Genomic DNA, 18,069 nt, shown 5'->3' with positions numbered 1-18,069 from the left:
AAATGTCAATAACCCTCGCGTTTCTTGGCCTGCTCGATTTCACGCTGGAGTTCCTTTTCTTTGAGAACCTGGCGTTTGTCGTATTTGCGTTTTCCGCGGGCGAGGGCCAGTTCCACCTTGGCGCGGCCCTTCGAGAAATAGACCTTGGTCGGGACCAGGGTGTACCCTTTTTCTTCCGTTTTCCCGATCAGGCGCTTGATCTCGCGCCTCTTGAGCAGGAGCTTCCGCGGGCGCAAAGGATCGAGGTCCATGTGATGCGCATAGGGGTATGGCGTAATGTGCATGTTGTAAAGGTAGATTTCGCTGTCCTTGATCTTGCCGTAACTGTCCACGAGGCTGGCGCGGCCCTCCCGGAGGGATTTGACCTCCGGGCCCAGAAGCACCATACCGGCTTCGATCAGTTCGTCGAAAAAGTACTCGTGGGCGGCTTTTCGGTTTTGACAGACGATCTTCATGTCGTATGTTCCATCCAGGCCGGAGACATGTTCAGGCATCGAGGTGTTTCTGCATGTCCAGATCAGGCAGAAGATCCCTCATCCGCCCTGAGATGAAGTCTTTGACTTCCTGCGTTGTGGAAAGCATGCTGGCAGTTTGGAAATCCCTTTTCGCTTCCTCCATGGAAATCGCTCGGATAACGCGTTTGATGGCGGGGATCGAACGGGAGTTCATGCTGAGTTCAGTGATGCCGAGGCCGAGCAGGATGGGGACGCACAAGGGATCGCCGGCCATTTCACCGCACAGGGAAACGCCGATCCCGGTTTTCCCGGCGGCATCGACCACCTGTTGGATCATCCGCAGGATGGCAGGGTGAAAGGGCTGGTACATTCCTGCTACGTGTTCATTGACGCGGTCTATGGCCAGGGCATATTGGATCAGGTCATTGGTTCCGATGCTGAAAAAGTCCACATGCCGAGCCAGAAGCTCCGCCAGCGCGACGGCGGACGGGACCTCGATCATGATTCCGACCTGCATCTGGGGATCGTAGGGGATATTCTCCCGGTCGAGATCTTCCTTCACCTCCTCCAGAATGCGCTTGGCGTCGAGGACTTCCTGCAGGCCTGAGATCATAGGGAACATCAGGTGCACATGCCCGTAGGCACTCGCTCGGTAGATGGCCCGGAGCTGCGTCTTGAAGATTTCCTTTTCTCTAAGGCAGAAACGGATGGCACGCAGGCCGAGGGCGGGGTTCATTTCCTTCGATATTTCGAGGGCCGACGCGAACTTGTCACCGCCAAGGTCGAGCGTGCGTATGGTGACCGGTGCAGGGGACATGATTTCGGCTACTTCCCGGTAGTCCTCGAAGAGTTCTTCCTCCGTGGGCAGGCCCCTGCTGCGGAGGTATAGGAATTCCGTTCGATACAGACCAATGCCCTCGCCCCCGTGATCCCGGACAGCCGCTACCTCTTCCAAAAACTCGATGTTGGCGTTGACGGTGATGAGGTGCCCGTCGAGGGTTTCAGCGGGCAGGAGGCCGGCTTTGGCGATGCTCGATTTGTATTTCTCGTACTGGAGCTGCCGCTCCTGGTAAAGGATGATGTCACTGTCATCCGGGTTGATGATCACCTCGCCGGTGTTGCCGTCCACCGCGAGGAGATCGCCTTCCTCGACTTGAGCAGTGACGGATTCGAGCCCCACGACCGCGGGGATCTCCAGCGCTTGGGCCATAATGGCCGTATGCGACGTGCGGCCCCCTACATTCGTGATGAATCCCATCACCCGGCTGATGTTCAGTTCGGTCGTATCGGCAGGAGACAGGTCGTGGGCGACGATGATAACCCGTCCGTTGATGTCGGCCAGGCTGGGCTGGTTTCCTCCGGCCAGATTCCTGAGGATCCGTTCGCAGACGTTTTCAACGTCGTCTATCCGTGTACGGATATAGACATCCTGGATCTCTTCGAAGACGCGGCGGATTTCCTCGAGCGATTTCTTGAGGGCCCATTCGGCGTTGATCTTTTCACTCAAGATGCGCTTGATGGTCGAATCCTTCAGCATGCTGTCCTTGAGGATCATGGTGTGGCTGTCAAGGATGTAAGCATGCTCACGAACGTGATTCGGCAATTGGTGTTTCAGGGAATTGAGCTGCCGCTCCGTCCTTTCGACTGCGCCTTCGAACCGCTCGACCTCCCGGTGCAGCTGTTTGTCGTTGATCAGGTATTGATAAAGGATCTTGACGCTGGAACGGTCAACCAGGTGAGATTTCCCGATAATGATGCCGGGGGATACCGCAATCCCCTTCAGAAGCTTCCTTTTTGAGGGGTGACGCACATTCATTGATGTTCCCCGAATCTCCTCTCGAACAGGTCTTGTAACGCCAGCATAAACTGTTCGGAATCTTCGCCGACGATGCGTGCCTGGACTTCACTCCCTTTCGGGCAGGCAAGCGTGAGGATCGACAGGATGCTGTCTCCGTCGACCTCATGCCCGTCTTTTTTCAGGTACAGCTTGGAACGATGGCTGTTGGCCAATTCGACGATCTTGGCGGCAGCCCTTGCGTGCAGCCCTAGTTTATTCATGATCTTCAAATTCTGAACCACATCCATTTTGACCGACCTTTTGGAAATGCTGCAGCCTGGCAAGGCATTCCCTGTATATCTTTCGATAAGGCACATCTGATCTCGACGAGAGAACCTTGGCTACCGCCTTGGCGCCTTTCATTTCTTTCAGAAGGCGATCGATTTCCACTCCGAGCTCTTCAGGGGAGGCCGCCGGCGCCTCGCTCCGCCCGTTGCCGCTTCCTTCGACGATAAGCGTGAATTCTCCGAGAGGCGGTTTTTCTTCCAGCCGCTTCAGAACAGCGCTCAACCGCCCCGTCTCGACCTGTTCGAAGACCTTGGTGAGCTCCCGGGTGATGGCGACTTCCCTGTCGCCGAGGATCTGCAGCATCTCCCTCAGGGTCTCCAGGATGCGGTGGGGGGCCTCGAAGAAAATCATGGTGCGGCTTTCGGCCTGCAGCTGTTCCAGTTCCCTGCGCTTCTTGCCGGCGCGGGTCGGAAGAAACCCTTGGAAAAGGAACCGGTCGGCAGGCAGACCGCAGATCGACAATGCGGCTGTTACGGCTGACGGCCCAGGGATGGCCGTGACTGGCAACCCTTCATTGCGGGCGAGGGCAACCAGCCTGCCTCCAGGGTCGGATATGCCGGGTGTGCCGGCATCCGTCACGAGGGCGATATGGTGGCCGCATTTCAGACGCTTGACGAACTCCGGGCCTTTCAATCGGAAATTGTGCTGGTTGTAACGGACAACCTTAGTCGCGACTCCGTAATGGCGGCAGAGCCCTTTGGTCCTCTCGACGCTTTCGGCGGCAATGAGATCGACGGCTTTGAGCACCCGCAACGCCCGAAGGGTGATATCTTCCAGATTGCCGATGGGTGTGCCGACGACATAAAGGGTGCCTTCATGCTCAATATCGTCGACGATCGGAGAGACTGCGCTGCTTTTCTTTGAATCAGCCATTCGTCGATCCGGCGGAGCGCCGGTCCGGCCGTGGATTAATGGAGGCACCCGTCCGCTGCAAGAGGCCTTTCTCCCTGCCAGGACCTGAATACAGAATTTCGACGCATTCGATCGAAAAGGCGGCCGAGCGCTGCCGGGGCATCCTTTCCCTGGCGATGCCGAGAGTACCCATCCGGAAATGACTTCCCGGTACAACCCGGTTTCTCATCCGGAAAAGAAAATCTTTTGCCGGTACTAAGGATATCAAGCGTTTGCCCGGGGGCGACCTGTAGGCCGCCGTGCAAGCAAACGTGCGGCTGACGCAGAGATCGGCAAAAAAGCCCCTTGCCGGGTGGAATTTAATAGAGCAGTTCGAAGGCATTCTTGACGATCTCTATCTTCGGTTGGTCTTCGGAGAGGCCGACTGCTACGACGTCGAAACGCGACCTCGTGTCAAGACCCCCGTGCGTTTTCAGGTAATTCAATGCCAACCGCGAGAGGCGGCGTTGTTTCCGCCGGTCGACGGCCTCTTTTGCGGGGCCGGTATCGCCAGCTGAGCGCGTTTTGATTTCGATGAAAACCAGGGTGTCCCCGTCTTTTGCGATCAGATCCAATTCCCCGAGGGGGCAGCGGTAGTTGAGGTGAACGGGCCGATAGCCGATTTGTTTGACGGCTTCCAAAGCCAATTGTTCGCCTCTTTGGCCGAGCTGCATCCGTTTCCGTGTCAAGGCCGGCATACCCCTTTGAAGGTCGTGCGATGGATAGGGCACCAGCCGATTTTTCTCAGCACGGAGAGATGGTCCCGGGTGCCGTAGCCTTTGTTGCAATCGAATGCGTAGGCAGGGTATTGCCGGTGATAAGCGCCCATGAGCCGGTCCCGGTAGACCTTGGCCAGGATCGAGGCGGCCGAGATGCTGCGGCAGAGCCGATCTCCTTTTTTCAGCGCTTTTTGGGGCGTTGCGACAGGTACAAGGTGGATTCCGTCCACGAGCAGGAAATCGGCAACGGGATCCAGAGCGGCAACAGCCCTCCGCATCGCTTCCAGAGAAGCCCTGAGGATGTTGATACGGTCTATGGCAGCCGGTGATACAACCCCGATCGCCGTTGCAAGGGCATGGAGCTGGATCATCTGAAAGGCCTTCTCACGCGCCGCGGCGGTCATACACTTGGAGTCGCGCACACCCGGCAGATCGATCCCTTCCGGGAGGATCACCGCAGCAGCGACGACGGGCCCGGCAAGACAACCTCGACCGGCCTCGTCCACGCCGGCCACATGATGAAATCCGTTGTTGCGCGCCTCGTTTTCGTACCCGAGGGGTTCCACCGGTTCTTCCGTGCCCGGCATATCGAACAGCCTAAGATTTCGCTGTCTCTTTGACAACCCGGGAGACCTGCAGCGGCTAGAATCGTTTTTCCTTGATGCGGGCCGCCTTGCCTCTCAAGCTGCGCAGGTAGTAGAGCCGGCTCCTTCTCACACGTCCCCTTGTCAGGATCTCCACCTTGTCGATAAACGGAGCGTGGAGCGGGAAGATGCGCTCCACGCCGATTCCGTAGGAGACCTTGCGGACCGTGAAGGTCGCCCCCAGCTTGCTTCCGCGCTTGCGGATCACGACGCCCTGGAAGACCTGGATCCGCTCCTTCTCGCCTTCTTTGATGCGCGCATGGACCTTTACGGTATCTCCGGGTTTGAAGGCCGGAATATCGAAGCGCATCTGTTCCTTTTCGATCATCTCGATGATGTTCATGTGTCCTCTCCTTATCACAATCGGGCCTCCTTGGCCCGCTATGGTCAAGCCGGCGCCGATGACGATTCCTCCGGGTCAGGTCCGGCCAACCGATCCAGGATGATAGCGGCGGCGGTCCGCACCGAAAGATGATTGTAGCCTGTCGGCCCGTATATAGGTTCCAGCAAATGGTCGCTGACGGTGAAAACCTCTTCGGTCAGCCCCCAGGCCGTACCGAGGAGCAGAAAAACGGGGCGTCCCGGAGTGGCCAATATCCTCCTTGCCTGCGGATAGCCGATGCAGCCTTCCGCCGGCTGCGATGCATCCGTTGCCATGCGAAGCGGCGGAGTCCCTTCAAAGGTGCGGATGTCCTCCGCGGCGTCCTCGAGCGACGATGCCACCCGCAGGTGCTCGAGCGCGAGCCTCCGGTGCGGATTGTATACAGCGCCGTATCCTTCGGTCCAGTGGCGTTTCACCCTTTCGACGAGGGCCTTCTGGTCTTGAAGGGGCGTCACGATGAAGAGGCCCTGAAGACCGTAAGTGGCGCACAATCGTGCCAGATCGTGCAGGTCCACCGTGGTCACGGCGGAGCAGATCCGCCGCCGGCGTTTGTCATACACCGGATAATGAATGAGGCCGATGTAGAGGTTCCGCAGCCGGCCACTCATCGCCCGGGCCCGCTGCCGGACTCTTCATCTTTTCTGGGGCGGCCTGCCGGCGCGGGAGAGGGCCTCTCACCGGGCTCGATTTCAGCTGTCTCCATAAGGTCCGGGCGCCTTTCCCGCGTCCGCCTGATGGATTCCTTTCTCCGCCAGATCCGGATCTTTTCATGGTTTCCGGAGAGCAACACCTCGGGCACAGAAAGCCCCTGAAAGACGCTCGGCCTTGTGTAATGCGGGTATTCGAGGAGGCCGCCTGCAAAACTGTCCTCGGTGCTGGAACCCTCTCCGCCAAGGGCGTCCGGCAGGAGGCGGGTGACGGCGTCCATCACCACCAGGGCCCCCAACTCTCCCCCGCTCAGCACATAATCGCCGATGGAGATCTCCCGATCGATGCACAGATCTCTGATCCGCTCATCCACCCCCTCGTATCGGCCGCAAACGAAAATCAGCTGATCCAACTCGGCCAGTTCCCAGGCCAGGCGCTGGTTGAAAACCTCTCCCTGCGGGCTCAGCAAGATCACCGGATGGCCTTTGCCGATCCTTTCGACGCTTTCCAATGCCCGAAAGATGGGCCCCGGCTTCATGACCATCCCGTAGCCGCCGCCGTATGGCCGGTCATCTGTGGTCCTGTGAGGCCCCCGCGCGAAATCCCGGATGTTTACCGCTCTTATGTCTGCGATGCCCCTGTCGAGAGCTCTTCCCATGATTCCATAGCGGACGGCGGAAAGGACCATCTCGGGAAACAAGGTGAGTACGTCAAACCGCATCGGGCTCGATCATTCCTTCAAGGGGCGCTACAACCATCCTCCCGCCCTCGAGGTCTACTTCGCGGACGACATCGTGGATAGCGGGCACAAGGGTTTTCTCGCCGTTTTCGTGCCTGACCACGTAGATATCGTTGCTCCCCGTTGGGATGATCTCCGTGATCGACCCCAGCCGTACCCCGCCTTCGAGGTATACACCGAGGCCGATCAGTTCGAACCAGAAAAATTCGTCGGGCGCCCGCACGAGTTCGTCTTTTCTTATCAGGATCTCGGCGTCTCTGACTTCTTCGCTTTGCTCCAGAGAGGTTATCCCCTCGAGAAGCAACAGGAAGGAATTTTTGTGCGGGCTGAATTCCAGGAGTTCATAGGCTTGCACTGCACCAGAGGCGCCTCTGATGTAAACGGTTCCGGCCCCGGCGAATGCGTCCCCTCTGCCCGAGTAGGAAATGGCTTTCAACCTCCCACTGACACCATGAGGTCGCACGATTTTCCCGATGGCGATCAGGTCGTTCACGTTTATATGTCTGGATTTACTCAATAATCTCCAAAACAGAACGTTTGTTGATTTTTGTGGAGGCTGCACTGAGAATCGTCCTCATCGCCCGCGCGGTTCTGCCCTGCTTGCCGATGACTTTTCCCAGATCCTCTTTCGCGACTTTGAGCTCAATCACTGAAGTCTGTTCGCCTTCGATTTCGGTGACAACAACGTCTTCCGGCTTGTCCACGAGCGCTCTAGCTATGAATGTGATCAAGTCCTTCATCTCAAATCACCTCCGTCGTTTGAAGTCGCCTCCACTGCCAAGCCTCAGTTCGCAGACGAGTCCGCACCCAACAGCCCCTCTTTTTTCAAGAGGGCCCGGGCTGATTCAGACATCCGTGCCCCCCGGCCCAACCAGGTTTTCACTTTGTCTTCGTGGAGTTTGACGACCGCCGGCTCCTTCATCGGGTCGTAATAACCCAGGATCTCCAGGAACCTGCCGTCTCGAGGTGCTTCTGAATCAGCCGCAACGATGCGGTAAAAAGGCTTTTTCTTCGCACCCAGCCTAGCCAACCTGATTTTGACTGCCATTTTTTCGTGCTCCCTAAAAGATTGATAATTTGCTGCTATCCATCAAACGCCTGCAGCTGCCAATGGGCCCGGCACATCTCAAAGGATCCGCGCCTCGCTGCCGGCTTTGTTGTACGTGTTCCCACTGCCTCAAAAAACTTCCCGCCTCGAGCCCGCTCTGCTTCCCGGCGGGCTGGGCCTGACGCTGGCCCCTGCTCCAGGGCGGTTTTAAACCGGCGCGCCTCAACTGAAAAGAGAGGGCATGCCGGCAAACCCCTTCTTGGTGATCCTCTCCATCATTTTTTTGGTGTCGGAGAAGTTTTTGAGCAGGCGGTTCACATCCTGCACCTGAGTCCCGCTGCCGCGTGCGATCCGCCGTTTGCGGCTGCCGTTGATGAGCTTGTAGTTGCGCCGCTCTTCCCGCGTCATGGAATTGATGATGGCTTCTACTCTGGCAAGCTCCTTTTCGTCGGGTTTGAGCTGCTTGAGCTTCTTGAGCTGCCCCATCCCCGGGAGCATGCCGAGAATTTGTTCGAGCGATCCAATCTTTTTCATCTGTTTGAGCTGCGACTGGAAGTCCTCGAGATCGAACTTGTTTTTCTTCAGTTTGTTCTGGAGCCTGATGGCCTCCTTCTCATCGAACTGGGACTGGGCCTTTTCGATCAAGGAGAGGACATCTCCCTTTCCGAGGATCTGCGAGGCGACGCGGTCCGGATGAAAAGCGCTGAGGGCGTCCAGCTTTTCCCCTGTACCGATAAACTTGATGGGCTTCCCGGTAACGGCCTTGATCGAGAGGGCCGCCCCGCCGCGAGCATCGCCCTCCATTTTGGAAAGGACGATTCCGCTCAGATCCAAGGTTTCGTCGAATCGTTTGGCAACCGTGACGGCATCCTGACCGGTCATTGCATCCGCAACGAGCAGGATTTCGTTCGGAGGGACGGCGGTCTTGATCCGGACGAGTTCATCCATCAAACCTTCATCCACATGCAGACGGCCGGCCGTGTCGAAGATGACCAGATCGGAGCCCGCGCCGCTCGACTTGACGAAGGCGTCGCGGCAGATGCTCACCGGCTCTTGACCCTCTGCCGTGGGATAGACCGGGACATTGATCTGCGCCGCGAGCTTTTTCAGCTGGTCAACCGCTGCAGGGCGGTAAATGTCGGCCGGGACCAGATAGGGATGCCGCCCCTGTTTCCTCAGGTACACGGCCAGCTTCGCGGCCGTGGTGGTCTTACCGGAGCCCTGAAGTCCCACGAGCATGAGAACATGCGGTGTTTTGCCGCTCAGGTTCAGGTCCTGCCGGCCGCCGTCCATCAGGCGGATCAATTCTTCGTTGACGATCTTGACCAACTGCTGACCGGGTGTCAGGCTTTCAAGCACCTCCTGCCCCAAGGCACGCCTGCGGATATCTTCGATCAGGTTTTTGACCACCTTGTAATGGACATCCGCCTCCAGCAAGGCCAGGCGCACTTCTTTGAGGGCATCCTGGATGTTGCTTTCGGTCAGACGTCCGCGGCCGGTCACCTTCTTGAAGACGTGGTTCAGCTTCTCGGTCAGATTTTCGAACATCGTCCCTTCCTGCGGGCCTTTTGATAAACGGTCATTCTATCGGCAAGAGTTCATTCCTGTCAACTTAAAAGGTGGTAAATGATTCGAAGCGATCGTACTTTCCAAAAGGCCGGGCGCATTCAAACCTTAGCATTTTTGCCCTTCTCTTTCACTCATATTTTTATTTGGCTGGATCGCTGGATCCTCCCCGAAATGAGCGGCATCCCGGAAGATGATACGGCGGGGTCGGAGGCAGAAGAAAAGGATTTTGTGGTTGCCAGGTCCCGAGCGAAATTTTAATATCAAAAAACTCTCCGGATTTTTCTCGTGTGTTTCCAGTCAGCCCATACAGGAGCGAACCCAGTTGGAGCAAAGCCTTCAGGAAGGCATCATACGCCCTCATCGTGGGCGGGGGGAACCCTCAATCCCGGCGGATGTGCTGATGGTGATGCCGCCGTTCGAACTCCGGCACCTGGCGCGCCGGATCTCTGCCGAGCCGGTGGCCTTTGCTGACAGCGACCTTTTTCGCCTCTACCTTCCAAAAGAAGGGCCTCTCGGCGCTTGTGCCTTGTCAGGGCCGTTTCTGGGCGCACCCCATGCCGTCATGGGGCTGGAAAAGCTGATTGCATTGGGTGCTCAAAGGATCTGGGCCTTCGGCTGGTGCGGGTCGTTGAGTGCGGCTGCAAGGATCGGTGACCTGCTGATACCGACACGGGCCTATCCTGAGGAAGGGACGAGCCGTCATTATCCCCTGGATGGGTTGGACCTGGTCCCGGATGCCGGTTTGACGGCGGGTCTCCAAAAGGGGCTGGAGAGCGCGGGTTTGCCCTATCGGAGAGGCGCGGTGTGGACGACGGATGCGCCATACCGGGAAACACCCGTAAAGGTGAGGTATTGGCAGGAGCAGGGCGCGCTCGCGGTGGAGATGGAGGCCTCGGCGCTCATGGCGGTTTCGCTCTTTCGTGGCGTCCGGATGTGCGCACTGTTCGTGGTGTCGGATGAACTGTTCGAGTGCAGGTGGAGGCCCGGCTTCAGGGATCCCCTGCTGAAAAAGCGCTCCCGGGCCGCCGCCGAGGCTCTCCTCGATTTTGTGATCAGTGTGGCGAAAGACCAGGGTCGGAGACCTCGAGGGTCAAGGCCCGGTGATGGCCTGGAGCATTTATCAGGCGAGGCGGTGGATTGTGAATGAAGGAAATGGAAAGGGATTAGTCCAAGGCGTTTTCGATGCAGCGGTCGTGTGGGAGGAATCTGACGTGCTCCTATTTCACCGGCGGCTCGCAGCCGAGGGGAGTTCGGGTCCTGGTGTCTACTGTGTGCAACCTGCGATTGAAGGGGTTCCATTCGAGGCGGTCTACCGGGATGGCGTTTTGACCGAGGCCTCGGCATTGTCCAGCCGTTTGGGGCGCCGGAACGTGCTGGGGTCCCTGAAGACCATCCTCACTGTGCCGTTGAAGGTCGAAAGAGAAAGCCTTTACGGTAAAGCACCCGAGAAGATGGTGGTGGGGGGGGTAGTCTATCTTGAACGAAAGGCCTTGAGAGTGCTCAATGCAGATAGGGAGCGGCGGGGAGATTCTCTTTATCCCGATGCGAGCAGTGCCGGCGCAGACCTGTTTCTGGCCGGAGAGGCAAGGCACAGCGCCCGGGTTCCTTTCAACGTTTTTTTCAGTTTGATCCGGGTGCCTGACGATGGCGCCTCCCTGCCGTCATCCTTGTACGACCGGTTGCTGCAACTGCAGGGGTGGGGTTTCCGCGTCAATCGGCCATGCATGCGGCTGTGCCGATCGATCGAAGAGGTCCTGGGCGCGTGCGCCGAGATCTGTGAAAAGCGCTCTGAGCTGCCTTATGATATCACGGGAGTCCTCATTCAACCGGACGTTGTGGCTTCGGATGGATGGAAAGAGGAAGGATCCGGGGATACGGGGCCGGTGTTGATCTATGCACTCGGCCCCGAGCCGGGGAGTGCCCGTCCGGCTTGACGGGTTTGTGCGCGTTGAGCGGGGACGGGCTGAGAGAAAGGGTTGGAGGACGTGTGGAGATGCAGAACCTGCGCGTACATCTCATTGTGGAAGGTCGTGTTCAGGGGGTGTGGTTCAGGGACTCGACACGAAGGCAGGCTGTGGAACTCGGAGTGAACGGTTGGGTCCGAAACCTGCCGGACGGCCGTGTCGAGGTCTTGGCGGAGGGTGCGGCCGACAAGGTCGAAAGGCTGGCGGCCTGGTGCCGTCAGGGTCCTCCGGCGGCCCGGGTTTCGAAGGTTGTCAGGGACGATGAGCCGTGGCGGGGAGACTTGGGCACTTTTGCCGTCCGCTACGGATGAAGCCCTTTAGGGTGTGGAGATGACAAGGCCCGTCGGGGCGGACTGAAAGAAGAGGCGGCAAGCAGAGAGGAAGGAATCCCTTATGGTGATGATGCATCGGAGAGCGTGCCTGTCTTTGATCCTGGTTATTGGGCTGGTCCTTTCAGCGGGATGCGGCGTCAGCCGCAAGCTGGCGGGGAAGGTGATGCCGGGAGGGTCGGAACTCAAGAAACGGGCCATGGTGACAACGCCGCTTGACCTGGCATCTCTGGGTCCGCAGCGGATAGCGGCTGTCAAGCAGGATTTCACGGTGAGATTGGGCAAATCGAACGATGTGCTGGTTTTTTCCTATGAGAATCCGCTGGAGGCTGCGTTGGCCAACAAACCCCCTTTCGGTCCCGGAGCACCTCGAGAGATTATCGACGCGGCTGAGAGGGAACGGATGCATGCGGTCGTGACCTGGAGCCTCGCGCCGATAGACGTCGATGTGAGGAGGGAGGGCATCTGGCCGTTTCGGGAAACACGCCGGTTCTATGCGACGACGGTCATCTTGAATGTGGTCGATGTTTCCCAAGGGGCTATTATCGCTACCCATACGGAGAGCCGGGAGTTTTCCATTCCGGAAGACGAGGCCGCACCCGCGGGTGTAGACGACCCGATCGCGTCAGAGTTGGTGAATGAGATCTGGGATGCGAATCTGCCCGATCTCCTCAAGAGGCAGGTTGACAACACGATCGAGTCGTTGAAGGAGGCTCCCTGGCGTGCCACCCTTGTGTCTATCGAGGGGGAGGGCCTCGTAATCCCCGCCGGGCACGATACGGGTATCAAGGTAGGGGATAGATTCGATGTGTTCACTAGAGGCGAGCCGGTGACTGCTGCCGGTGGGAAGCGCTATGATCTGGTGGGGAGGCGGATCGGAAAGATCGAAGTGACGGGGGTCACAGACCGTCAGGCCACCTTCAGAACGTTGTCCCAGATGAATCTGGAGGCGGGGATGATCGTTCAGCATCGTTCCTGATCGAAAACGCCCGCGTTGGGGGTTCAATTCGAAAGGGAATGGTTCCCTGCAGCTCGAAGGAACGAGCCGGTTGCAGAGACCGGCAAAAGCCCCTTTTCCTGGAGAGTTTATCGGAGCATCTCTCTGGCCTGTGCCAGGGCGTGGGGCGTGACCTCCCGGCCGGCCAGGAGCCTCGCGATCTCCTTTACCCGGCTTTCCGGATCGAGTGGCAGGATGCTGGTCTGCGTCCGGGTCCCGATCAGATCCTTGCGGACCAGAAAATGAGATGACCCCTGGCTCGCGATCTGCGGCAGATGAGTGATGCATATGATCTGGTGATACCGGGAGAGGGCCTTGATCTTTTCACCCACGATCTGGGCGGTTGCTCCGCTGATGCCGGCATCCACTTCGTCAAAAATGACTGTTTCGACAGAGGCGCTCTGTGCGAGCAAGGTCTTGAGGGCCAGCATGATGCGCGAGAGCTCTCCGCCCGAGGCGATTTTGGCCAGGGGCCTGAACCCTTCCCCGGCATTGGGGGCGAGGAGAAATTCAACCTGATCCGGCCCGTCCAGAGGGAGATGACGGTTCAGTGCGGCGCCCTTTCCAGGGATGGCCTCGCCTGGGGTTTTGGCCTGAAAGGCCACCTTGAACCGAGTGCCTTCCATGTGAAGCATCCGGAGTTCCTGTTCCATCCGAGACTCCATCTCCCGCGCGCTTTCCCGCCGCAGTTCGGACAGCCTGGCCGCCTCCACAGAAAGCTCATCCATGCATGCGTCGGCCTTCTCCGAGAGGAATGCGGCTTCCTTTCGCTTTCTCTCCAGATCTTCGGAAACCTCCGCCAGCGTGTCCCTGAGAAGCAGGATATCCCTGATTGAACAACCGTATTTGCGTTTCAGCTGATGGATCTGTTCCAGTCGGTCAGTTACCTGCGAAAGCCTTACGGGATCGAGGGGGATGGTGTTCTGAAAATCCCGCAGGGCGAAAGCGGCGTCTTCCAGCTTCGCGTCGACCTCCAGCAGGGTGTCGAGGAGCGGGGCCAATGTGGGATCCAGATCGGCGCCACGTTCCAGTTGTTTGCGGCAATGGGCCAATTGGGCAAGAATGGACTCCGAATGTTCGTAGAGACGATGGTAGGCCTCAGCCGAAATCTTCAGGAGTTCTCCGGCATGCTGCAAGCGCCTCCGCTCTCGAATCAGCTCTTCTTCCTCAACCTCCGCGAGCGAGGCCGCTTCGATCTCTTCGAGTTGATAACGGTTCAGTTCGTCCCGCTTCTCCATCTCGAGGACCGCTGAGCGGGCCTCATCCGCCTGCCTTCGCAGGCTGCGGCAGGACTGGAGGTTTGCGTTGTACCGTTCTCTCTCGGGTGTGAGCCCGGCAAAATCGTCCAGCAGATAGAGATGGTTGTCGGGCCTGAGCAGTTGCTGGTGTTCGTGTTGGCCTGAAATGCTCACCAGCACGGGGCCGAGCTTCGCCAGCATACCGAGAGTGGCCATGAGGCCGTTGACGAAGATCTTGTTGCGCCCCTCCCTGAAGATGGATCGGCGGATGAGGAGTTCACCGTCAAAAGGAAAGCCCATGTCTTCCAGCGATGCTTGGACTGCAGCGCTTTCCGGCAGGCTGAAAAGGGCCTCCACGGTCGCCTCATCGGCTCCCGTGCGGATCAAATCCGTGGAGGCGCGCGCCCCCAGGATGAGATTGATGGCGTTGATGATGATCGACTTCCCGGCGCCTGTCTCCCCGGAGAAGATGCTCAGGTCTTGTCCGGGGGTGATCTCCACATGTTCGATGAGGGCGAAATTGGAAATGCCGAGATGAACCAGCATGGGTTGTTGACTCCGGTTGATGGATGGAGCATGATCCTGCAAGGCCCCCAGGGTCCCAGAAAGGACCTATAGCAGCTTCAGTCGTGAATTTGAAGAGCTATTTTTCCCCTGCGGCTGCAGGCCGAATCGAGATCGAAAATCCGGAAGAGACAGAGAGACGCTCATGATGGAAAAGGGAGACGAACGGGCCTATCCTTCCCGCCCGATCGTAGGGGTTGCAGCCGTGCTCTTTGACCGCGACGAGGTCATTCTGGTCCGGCGTGGCAAACCGCCGGGAAAAGGCGAGTGGAGCTTGCCGGGCGGGGCGGTGGAACTGGGCGAAACCCTTGTTGGAGCTCTGAAGCGGGAGATATTGGAGGAGCTGTCCATCACGGTCGAGATCGGCGGGCTGGTCGGTGTGTTTGACAAGGTCTTCCCCGATGACGCCGGCAGGATCATTTATCACTATGTATTGGTCGATTTCTGGGCCGAAGTGCGGGGCGGGGTGCCTGTACCCGGCTCCGACATCGATGCCCTTCGCCGCATCCGGGCGTATGATTGCGGGGACTCGATGGGACTCGACGGCCCCCTCGGGAAGGCAGTCGCCCGGGCCGTGACACTTCGGGAATACGGCCGTAGCGCACCTCTTCCGCCGGCTCCGCTCTTCTAGGTCGATGCCCTGTGGTGCCAATCTTCCGCCTGGAAAATGCTTTCTATAAAATAGTCAGGGCTTGATCTGAACACGCCTCGTTGCAGAAAACCACCCTCACGGCTGCCACGCGGGTCATCGACTGCCTTCTCCGGCTTGACCGTCACTCGATCAAGTGGAGAAACCGCTTCCAGTTCGGCCAGGACCAGTAAATGATAAACGCCTCGCCCCTCAGGGAGTCGACGGGTACAAAACCCCAGAACCGGCTGTCGTAACTATGGTCGCGGTTGTCCCCCATGACGAAGAGGTGGTTGTCCGGGACCTTGAAGGGGCCGGCGTGATCCCTTTCCAAGTCCGGCACCCCGTCGTCGCCTTCCCGGCCGTAATAGCCGTGGGGGTCCTCGAACAATTCGCCGTCGATGTAGATCTCCTGTCCCTTGATTTCAATCGTATCCCCGGGCAGACCGATGACCCTCTTGATGAAATCCTTACTCTTGTCGAGTGGATAGATGAAAACGACCACATCATTTCTCTCCGGGGTGCCCACGGGGATGATGGTCTTGTTGATGAAAGGGATCTTGATCCCATAGATGAACTTGTTGACCAGAATATGGTCACCGACAAGCAGGGTCGGCTCCATGGATCCTGAGGGGATTTTGAAGGCTTGCACGATAAAGGTCCGAATGAAGAGCGCCAGCAGGATGGCAATGACGGCGGCTTCGGCATATTCGCGGATGAGGCCCTTTTTTTTCCGTGTGTTTTTTCTTTGATCGGTATCCAAATGCTGCCTCCGGTAGGGTGATTGCAAAATCTAATCCTTCGGGGTCTTGAAAGTAAAGGGATTTTTGCTGTTGAGCGGTTGGATCGAGGCTCCTTCAGCTGCCCGAAGGCGTAACGGATGTGTGCACTCTTGCCGGTGTGGGTGATGAGTCCTCAGAAGTATTTTTTACTTGACAAAGAAGGAATTTTGGAAGATTTTCCCCCTTGATCGGCCCCTCCGAGGGGCCGAACGGCTGGAACGCGGCTGCGCAAAGCCGGCCGTTTCAGATCGCCGGTGCCTGGCCGGCGCGGCTGCCGGCGTCTTACCCGGGAGGATGCTCCCGGCCGATTTTTCAAGAAACAGCTTTCCTTGTTTGCCTCTGTTTATCCCCCCGAAACTGGCACGCAACGCATCGTGAACCTCCATTCACCGCCTGTCCGTAGGTTCTGGAAACAGCGGCGGGTTGCCCCCTCAGGACCAGGAAATTCATGGTTTCTCCGTTGAAATCCGGGTGTTTTCGACACTGACGGACCTGCTGACCGGTGAAGATACAGGAAATCGGATGGGGAACTTCTGCCCCCCGAGTTCCCGCTTCCGGGTGCATACGAGACGGTCATCGGCCGTCTCCGAAGGGGGGCGATGATGTTGGGAGGCGCGCGAAATCAGCTTGTTGGCGTGGACATCGGCTCGCACGCGATCAAGGTTGTGGAATTGGCGGAGACGCGGCGAGGGCGGGTTCTCAGGAGCATCGGCATGGCGGTTTTGCCTGACGGGGCCGTCGAAGAAGGCGTGATTCGGCAATCCTCCCCCGTCGTGGAACTCCTGCGGGGCCTGTTCGCTAAACTGAAGATACGGAACCGCAATGTTGCGACGTCTTTATCCGGCTATTCTGTAATGGTCAAGAAGATCACCGTCAGGAAATCGGAAGGCCTTCCCCTGGAAGAACTGATTGGTGAAGAAGCCGAACAATATATTCCGTTTGATGTGCATCAGGTCAATCTCGACTTCGACACCCTTGAGGGGAGCGGAAGGGCCATTGGCGCCGGCGTGATCGGAGCGGCGGAGGCGGAGCTTCTGGATGTGATGCTTGTCGCGGCGAAGAAAAGGATTGTCGAGGACCGCGTCCAGGTCCTTGAACAGGCCGGCCTCAATCCCGCGGTCTTGGACGTCGATGCCTTCGCGATGCAGAATGCCTTCGAAATCTCATCGGGACGAAAAAACGGGTGCTACGCCCTGGTGAATCTTGGCGCCCGGGAACTCTGCATCAACATTGTCGAGGATGGGATACCCATTTTCAACAGCGATTCCTCATCTGCAGGTTCGGAGGTTACCAGGGAGATCGTGCTTCATTTCGGGGTCGATCTGGGGGAGGGCGAGCGGATCAAATTGGGGCACCGCCTGCTCCGGGATAAGGAGAAACTGGATGGGATCCTGCAGGGCGTGGTCGAAAACTGGACGGGGGAAATTATCCGCGCCCTCGATTTTGCAGGAAATGCCCATCCCGGGGTAGACGTCGAAGGAATCTACGTCTGTGGGGGTTCTTGCCGCCTACCGGGTTTTCAGCCATTCCTCGAGAAAAAAACGGGTCTAAAGGTGGTGGAGATCGATCCTTTCAAGTCCCTCGCCTTTGATGAAAAAAGAATCGACCCTGTTTATCTATCATCGGTGGGTCGGCAAGCGGTCGTCGCGGTGGGCCTCGCCTTGAGAGCAATCGGAGATAAATGATTCGAATCAATCTGCTTCCGTTCAGAGATGCCAGAAAAAGAGAAGATGTCAGACGGCAAATCAGCATCTTCGTGCTTTTGATCATGCTTGTTATTTCTTTGATGGGCAGCATTTATTGCGATCTTGTTAATCGCCTGGATCGGTTAAAGGATGAAAAAAACCGTAAGACTGCTGAAGTCCAAAAAACCAGTGAGGTGAACAGACGACTCCAGGAACTTAGGCGAAGTCTTGAAATCGTCAAGAACCGTTTGGCTGTTATAGAGCAACTTGAGTTGCAGCAGGTGAAACCGGTCCAATGGTTGAACGATATTGCCAGATCCGTGCCGGCACAACGATTGTGGCTCGATCTACTGCAGGAAAACGGTGGTTTTTTGACATTGAGGGGGACCGCAAGGGACCATGAAAGCGTTGCTGCATTTATGACCAATTTGGAAAAAACGAATACGATCGTCTCTGTGGATCTGGAAAGTGCACACTTGAAGAATTTTTCGCTCTATCAGGCGGATCTCGTGGATTTTACGGTTGGATGTAGAACATCGGCGTTCAAGCAGATTTCTTCCCATGGACAGGTCTCGAAAATGACGTCGATTTCGCCAAGGTAAAGGGTTTTCTGTCGGTAAAGGGTTTTTATCGCCAAGGTCGGGTCAATCGGCATGTTTGCT

At 57.7% G+C, this 18,069-nt stretch carries 23 protein-coding genes; 8 read left to right on the top strand and 15 right to left on the bottom strand.

All coding sequences use genetic code 11. From position 1 onward, the window contains the following. Window positions 1-5 precede the first annotated feature (5 nt). The 13 genes from smpB to ffh form a co-directional block, all read right to left on the bottom strand. On the bottom strand, window positions 6-494 hold the full coding sequence (smpB, locus tag H567_RS0104930; protein WP_051184501.1) for an SsrA-binding protein SmpB: 489 nt from the start codon (window positions 492-494) through the stop codon (window positions 6-8). Further along, complete coding sequence (ptsP, locus tag H567_RS0104925; RefSeq protein WP_028320554.1) at window positions 487-2,271, bottom strand: phosphoenolpyruvate--protein phosphotransferase; 1,785 nt, start codon at window positions 2,269-2,271, stop codon at window positions 487-489. The genes smpB and ptsP overlap by 8 nt, the downstream gene beginning before the upstream one ends. After that, window positions 2,268-2,513, bottom strand: a complete 246-nt coding sequence (locus H567_RS0104920; RefSeq protein WP_244155426.1) for an HPr family phosphocarrier protein — start codon at window positions 2,511-2,513, stop codon at window positions 2,268-2,270. The genes ptsP and H567_RS0104920 overlap by 4 nt, the downstream gene beginning before the upstream one ends. Continuing rightward, window positions 2,506-3,453 carry a 16S rRNA (cytidine(1402)-2'-O)-methyltransferase gene (gene rsmI / locus H567_RS23195; protein WP_051184500.1) on the bottom strand — a complete coding sequence of 316 codons (948 nt, stop codon included), beginning with the start codon at window positions 3,451-3,453 and terminating at the stop codon, window positions 2,506-2,508. The genes H567_RS0104920 and rsmI overlap by 8 nt, the downstream gene beginning before the upstream one ends. A 338-nt stretch (window positions 3,454-3,791) precedes the next feature. Then, on the bottom strand, window positions 3,792-4,160 hold the full coding sequence (locus H567_RS0104905) for a YraN family protein (RefSeq protein WP_051184513.1): 369 nt from the start codon (window positions 4,158-4,160) through the stop codon (window positions 3,792-3,794). Beyond that, window positions 4,157-4,777 (bottom strand): ribonuclease HII, encoded by a 621-nt coding sequence (rnhB, locus tag H567_RS0104900; protein ID WP_028320550.1) that lies wholly within the window; start codon window positions 4,775-4,777, stop codon window positions 4,157-4,159. The genes H567_RS0104905 and rnhB overlap by 4 nt, the downstream gene beginning before the upstream one ends. A gap of 55 nt (window positions 4,778-4,832) precedes the next feature. After that, entirely contained in the window at window positions 4,833-5,177 is a 345-nt protein-coding gene (gene rplS, locus H567_RS0104895) for a 50S ribosomal protein L19 (protein ID WP_028320549.1), read from the bottom strand. A 44-nt stretch (window positions 5,178-5,221) separates the two neighbouring features. After that, on the bottom strand, window positions 5,222-5,824 hold the full coding sequence (locus tag H567_RS23190; protein WP_051184499.1) for an RNA methyltransferase: 603 nt from the start codon (window positions 5,822-5,824) through the stop codon (window positions 5,222-5,224). Continuing rightward, on the bottom strand, window positions 5,821-6,585 hold the full coding sequence (gene trmD / locus H567_RS23185) for a tRNA (guanosine(37)-N1)-methyltransferase TrmD (RefSeq protein ID WP_084516904.1): 765 nt from the start codon (window positions 6,583-6,585) through the stop codon (window positions 5,821-5,823). Before trmD ends, H567_RS23190 begins: the two co-directional genes overlap by 4 nt. Then, on the bottom strand, window positions 6,575-7,120 hold the full coding sequence (gene rimM, locus H567_RS0104880; RefSeq protein ID WP_208598321.1) for a ribosome maturation factor RimM: 546 nt from the start codon (window positions 7,118-7,120) through the stop codon (window positions 6,575-6,577). The genes trmD and rimM overlap by 11 nt, the downstream gene beginning before the upstream one ends. After that, a complete protein-coding gene (locus tag H567_RS0104875; protein ID WP_028320547.1) occupies window positions 7,113-7,343 on the bottom strand; it encodes a KH domain-containing protein in 231 nt (76 codons plus the stop codon). Before H567_RS0104875 ends, rimM begins: the two co-directional genes overlap by 8 nt. Before the next feature lie 44 nt (window positions 7,344-7,387). Beyond that, on the bottom strand, window positions 7,388-7,651 hold the full coding sequence (rpsP, locus tag H567_RS0104870; protein ID WP_028320546.1) for a 30S ribosomal protein S16: 264 nt from the start codon (window positions 7,649-7,651) through the stop codon (window positions 7,388-7,390). A gap of 222 nt (window positions 7,652-7,873) precedes the next feature. Then, complete coding sequence (ffh, locus tag H567_RS0104865; RefSeq protein ID WP_028320545.1) at window positions 7,874-9,199, bottom strand: signal recognition particle protein; 1,326 nt, start codon at window positions 9,197-9,199, stop codon at window positions 7,874-7,876. A gap of 78 nt (window positions 9,200-9,277) precedes the next feature. On the opposite strand from ffh, the gene H567_RS28970 reads away from it, so the two are divergent. From H567_RS28970 to H567_RS0104840, 5 genes are all read left to right on the top strand, one after another. Further along, window positions 9,278-9,478, top strand: a complete 201-nt coding sequence (locus H567_RS28970) for a hypothetical protein (protein ID WP_028320544.1) — start codon at window positions 9,278-9,280, stop codon at window positions 9,476-9,478. A 64-nt stretch (window positions 9,479-9,542) separates the two neighbouring features. After that, complete coding sequence (locus H567_RS26945) at window positions 9,543-10,367, top strand: nucleoside phosphorylase (protein ID WP_051184497.1); 825 nt, start codon at window positions 9,543-9,545, stop codon at window positions 10,365-10,367. Then, a complete protein-coding gene (locus H567_RS0104850; protein WP_028320543.1) occupies window positions 10,324-11,154 on the top strand; it encodes a hypothetical protein in 831 nt (276 codons plus the stop codon). Before H567_RS26945 ends, H567_RS0104850 begins: the two co-directional genes overlap by 44 nt. Further along, window positions 11,151-11,495 carry an acylphosphatase gene (locus H567_RS0104845; RefSeq protein ID WP_244155421.1) on the top strand — a complete coding sequence of 115 codons (345 nt, stop codon included), beginning with the start codon at window positions 11,151-11,153 and terminating at the stop codon, window positions 11,493-11,495. The genes H567_RS0104850 and H567_RS0104845 overlap by 4 nt, the downstream gene beginning before the upstream one ends. A 115-nt stretch (window positions 11,496-11,610) precedes the next feature. Then, a complete protein-coding gene (locus H567_RS0104840) occupies window positions 11,611-12,492 on the top strand; it encodes a hypothetical protein (protein WP_153306057.1) in 882 nt (293 codons plus the stop codon). Between the two features lie 107 nt (window positions 12,493-12,599). Here H567_RS0104840 and recN read toward each other — a convergent pair whose 3' ends face one another. Further along, window positions 12,600-14,294, bottom strand: coding sequence for a DNA repair protein RecN (gene recN / locus H567_RS0104835; RefSeq protein ID WP_028320540.1), 1,695 nt, complete (start codon window positions 14,292-14,294; stop codon window positions 12,600-12,602). Between the two features lie 163 nt (window positions 14,295-14,457). Here recN and H567_RS23175 point away from each other — a divergent pair, with 163 nt between their 5' ends. Next, on the top strand, window positions 14,458-14,943 hold the full coding sequence (locus H567_RS23175) for an NUDIX hydrolase (RefSeq protein WP_051184496.1): 486 nt from the start codon (window positions 14,458-14,460) through the stop codon (window positions 14,941-14,943). Window positions 14,944-15,085: 142 nt separating this feature from the next. Here the strand turns inward: H567_RS23175 and lepB are convergent, their stop codons facing one another. Further along, the gene (gene lepB / locus H567_RS0104825; protein ID WP_028320538.1) at window positions 15,086-15,703 is read right to left on the bottom strand and encodes a signal peptidase I; all 618 of its coding nucleotides are present in this window, start codon (window positions 15,701-15,703) and stop codon (window positions 15,086-15,088) included. Between the two features lie 618 nt (window positions 15,704-16,321). Between lepB and pilM the strand changes: the two genes are divergently transcribed. Together pilM and H567_RS0104810 are read left to right on the top strand one after the other, a co-directional pair. After that, entirely contained in the window at window positions 16,322-17,407 is a 1,086-nt protein-coding gene (gene pilM, locus H567_RS0104815; RefSeq protein ID WP_028320536.1) for a type IV pilus biogenesis protein PilM, read from the top strand. After that, entirely contained in the window at window positions 17,404-18,009 is a 606-nt protein-coding gene (locus H567_RS0104810; RefSeq protein ID WP_028320535.1) for a PilN domain-containing protein, read from the top strand. The genes pilM and H567_RS0104810 overlap by 4 nt, the downstream gene beginning before the upstream one ends. Window positions 18,010-18,069: the final 60 nt, after the last annotated feature.

Source organism: Desulfatiglans anilini DSM 4660, assembly GCF_000422285.1.
GTDB lineage: Bacteria > Desulfobacterota > DSM-4660 > Desulfatiglandales > Desulfatiglandaceae > Desulfatiglans > Desulfatiglans anilini.
This window is presented reverse-complemented; position numbering and strand designations above follow the sequence as displayed.

Bases quoted from the DNA above. Each gene is read 5' to 3' on its own strand.
- trmD (WP_084516904.1), bottom strand. From the start codon at position 6,585: ATGCGGTTTGACGTACTCACCTTGTTTCCCGAGATGGTCCTTTCCGCC.
- rplS (WP_028320549.1), bottom strand. From the start codon at position 5,177: ATGAACATCATCGAGATGATCGAAAAGGAACAGATGCGCTTCGATATT.
- pilM (WP_028320536.1), top strand. From the start codon at position 16,322: ATGATGTTGGGAGGCGCGCGAAATCAGCTTGTTGGCGTGGACATCGGC.
- ffh (WP_028320545.1), bottom strand. From the start codon at position 9,199: ATGTTCGAAAATCTGACCGAGAAGCTGAACCACGTCTTCAAGAAGGTG.
- rpsP (WP_028320546.1), bottom strand. From the start codon at position 7,651: ATGGCAGTCAAAATCAGGTTGGCTAGGCTGGGTGCGAAGAAAAAGCCT.
- recN (WP_028320540.1), bottom strand. From the start codon at position 14,294: ATGCTGGTTCATCTCGGCATTTCCAATTTCGCCCTCATCGAACATGTG.
- rnhB (WP_028320550.1), bottom strand. From the start codon at position 4,777: ATGCCGGGCACGGAAGAACCGGTGGAACCCCTCGGGTACGAAAACGAG.
- H567_RS0104920 (WP_244155426.1), bottom strand. From the start codon at position 2,513: ATGAATAAACTAGGGCTGCACGCAAGGGCTGCCGCCAAGATCGTCGAA.
- H567_RS0104810 (WP_028320535.1), top strand. From the start codon at position 17,404: ATGATTCGAATCAATCTGCTTCCGTTCAGAGATGCCAGAAAAAGAGAA.
- H567_RS0104875 (WP_028320547.1), bottom strand. From the start codon at position 7,343: ATGAAGGACTTGATCACATTCATAGCTAGAGCGCTCGTGGACAAGCCG.
- H567_RS28970 (WP_028320544.1), top strand. From the start codon at position 9,278: ATGATTCGAAGCGATCGTACTTTCCAAAAGGCCGGGCGCATTCAAACC.
- H567_RS23190 (WP_051184499.1), bottom strand. From the start codon at position 5,824: ATGAGTGGCCGGCTGCGGAACCTCTACATCGGCCTCATTCATTATCCG.
- ptsP (WP_028320554.1), bottom strand. From the start codon at position 2,271: ATGAATGTGCGTCACCCCTCAAAAAGGAAGCTTCTGAAGGGGATTGCG.
- rsmI (WP_051184500.1), bottom strand. From the start codon at position 3,453: ATGGCTGATTCAAAGAAAAGCAGCGCAGTCTCTCCGATCGTCGACGAT.
- H567_RS23175 (WP_051184496.1), top strand. From the start codon at position 14,458: ATGATGGAAAAGGGAGACGAACGGGCCTATCCTTCCCGCCCGATCGTA.
- H567_RS0104850 (WP_028320543.1), top strand. From the start codon at position 10,324: ATGGCCTGGAGCATTTATCAGGCGAGGCGGTGGATTGTGAATGAAGGA.
- smpB (WP_051184501.1), bottom strand. From the start codon at position 494: ATGCCTGAACATGTCTCCGGCCTGGATGGAACATACGACATGAAGATC.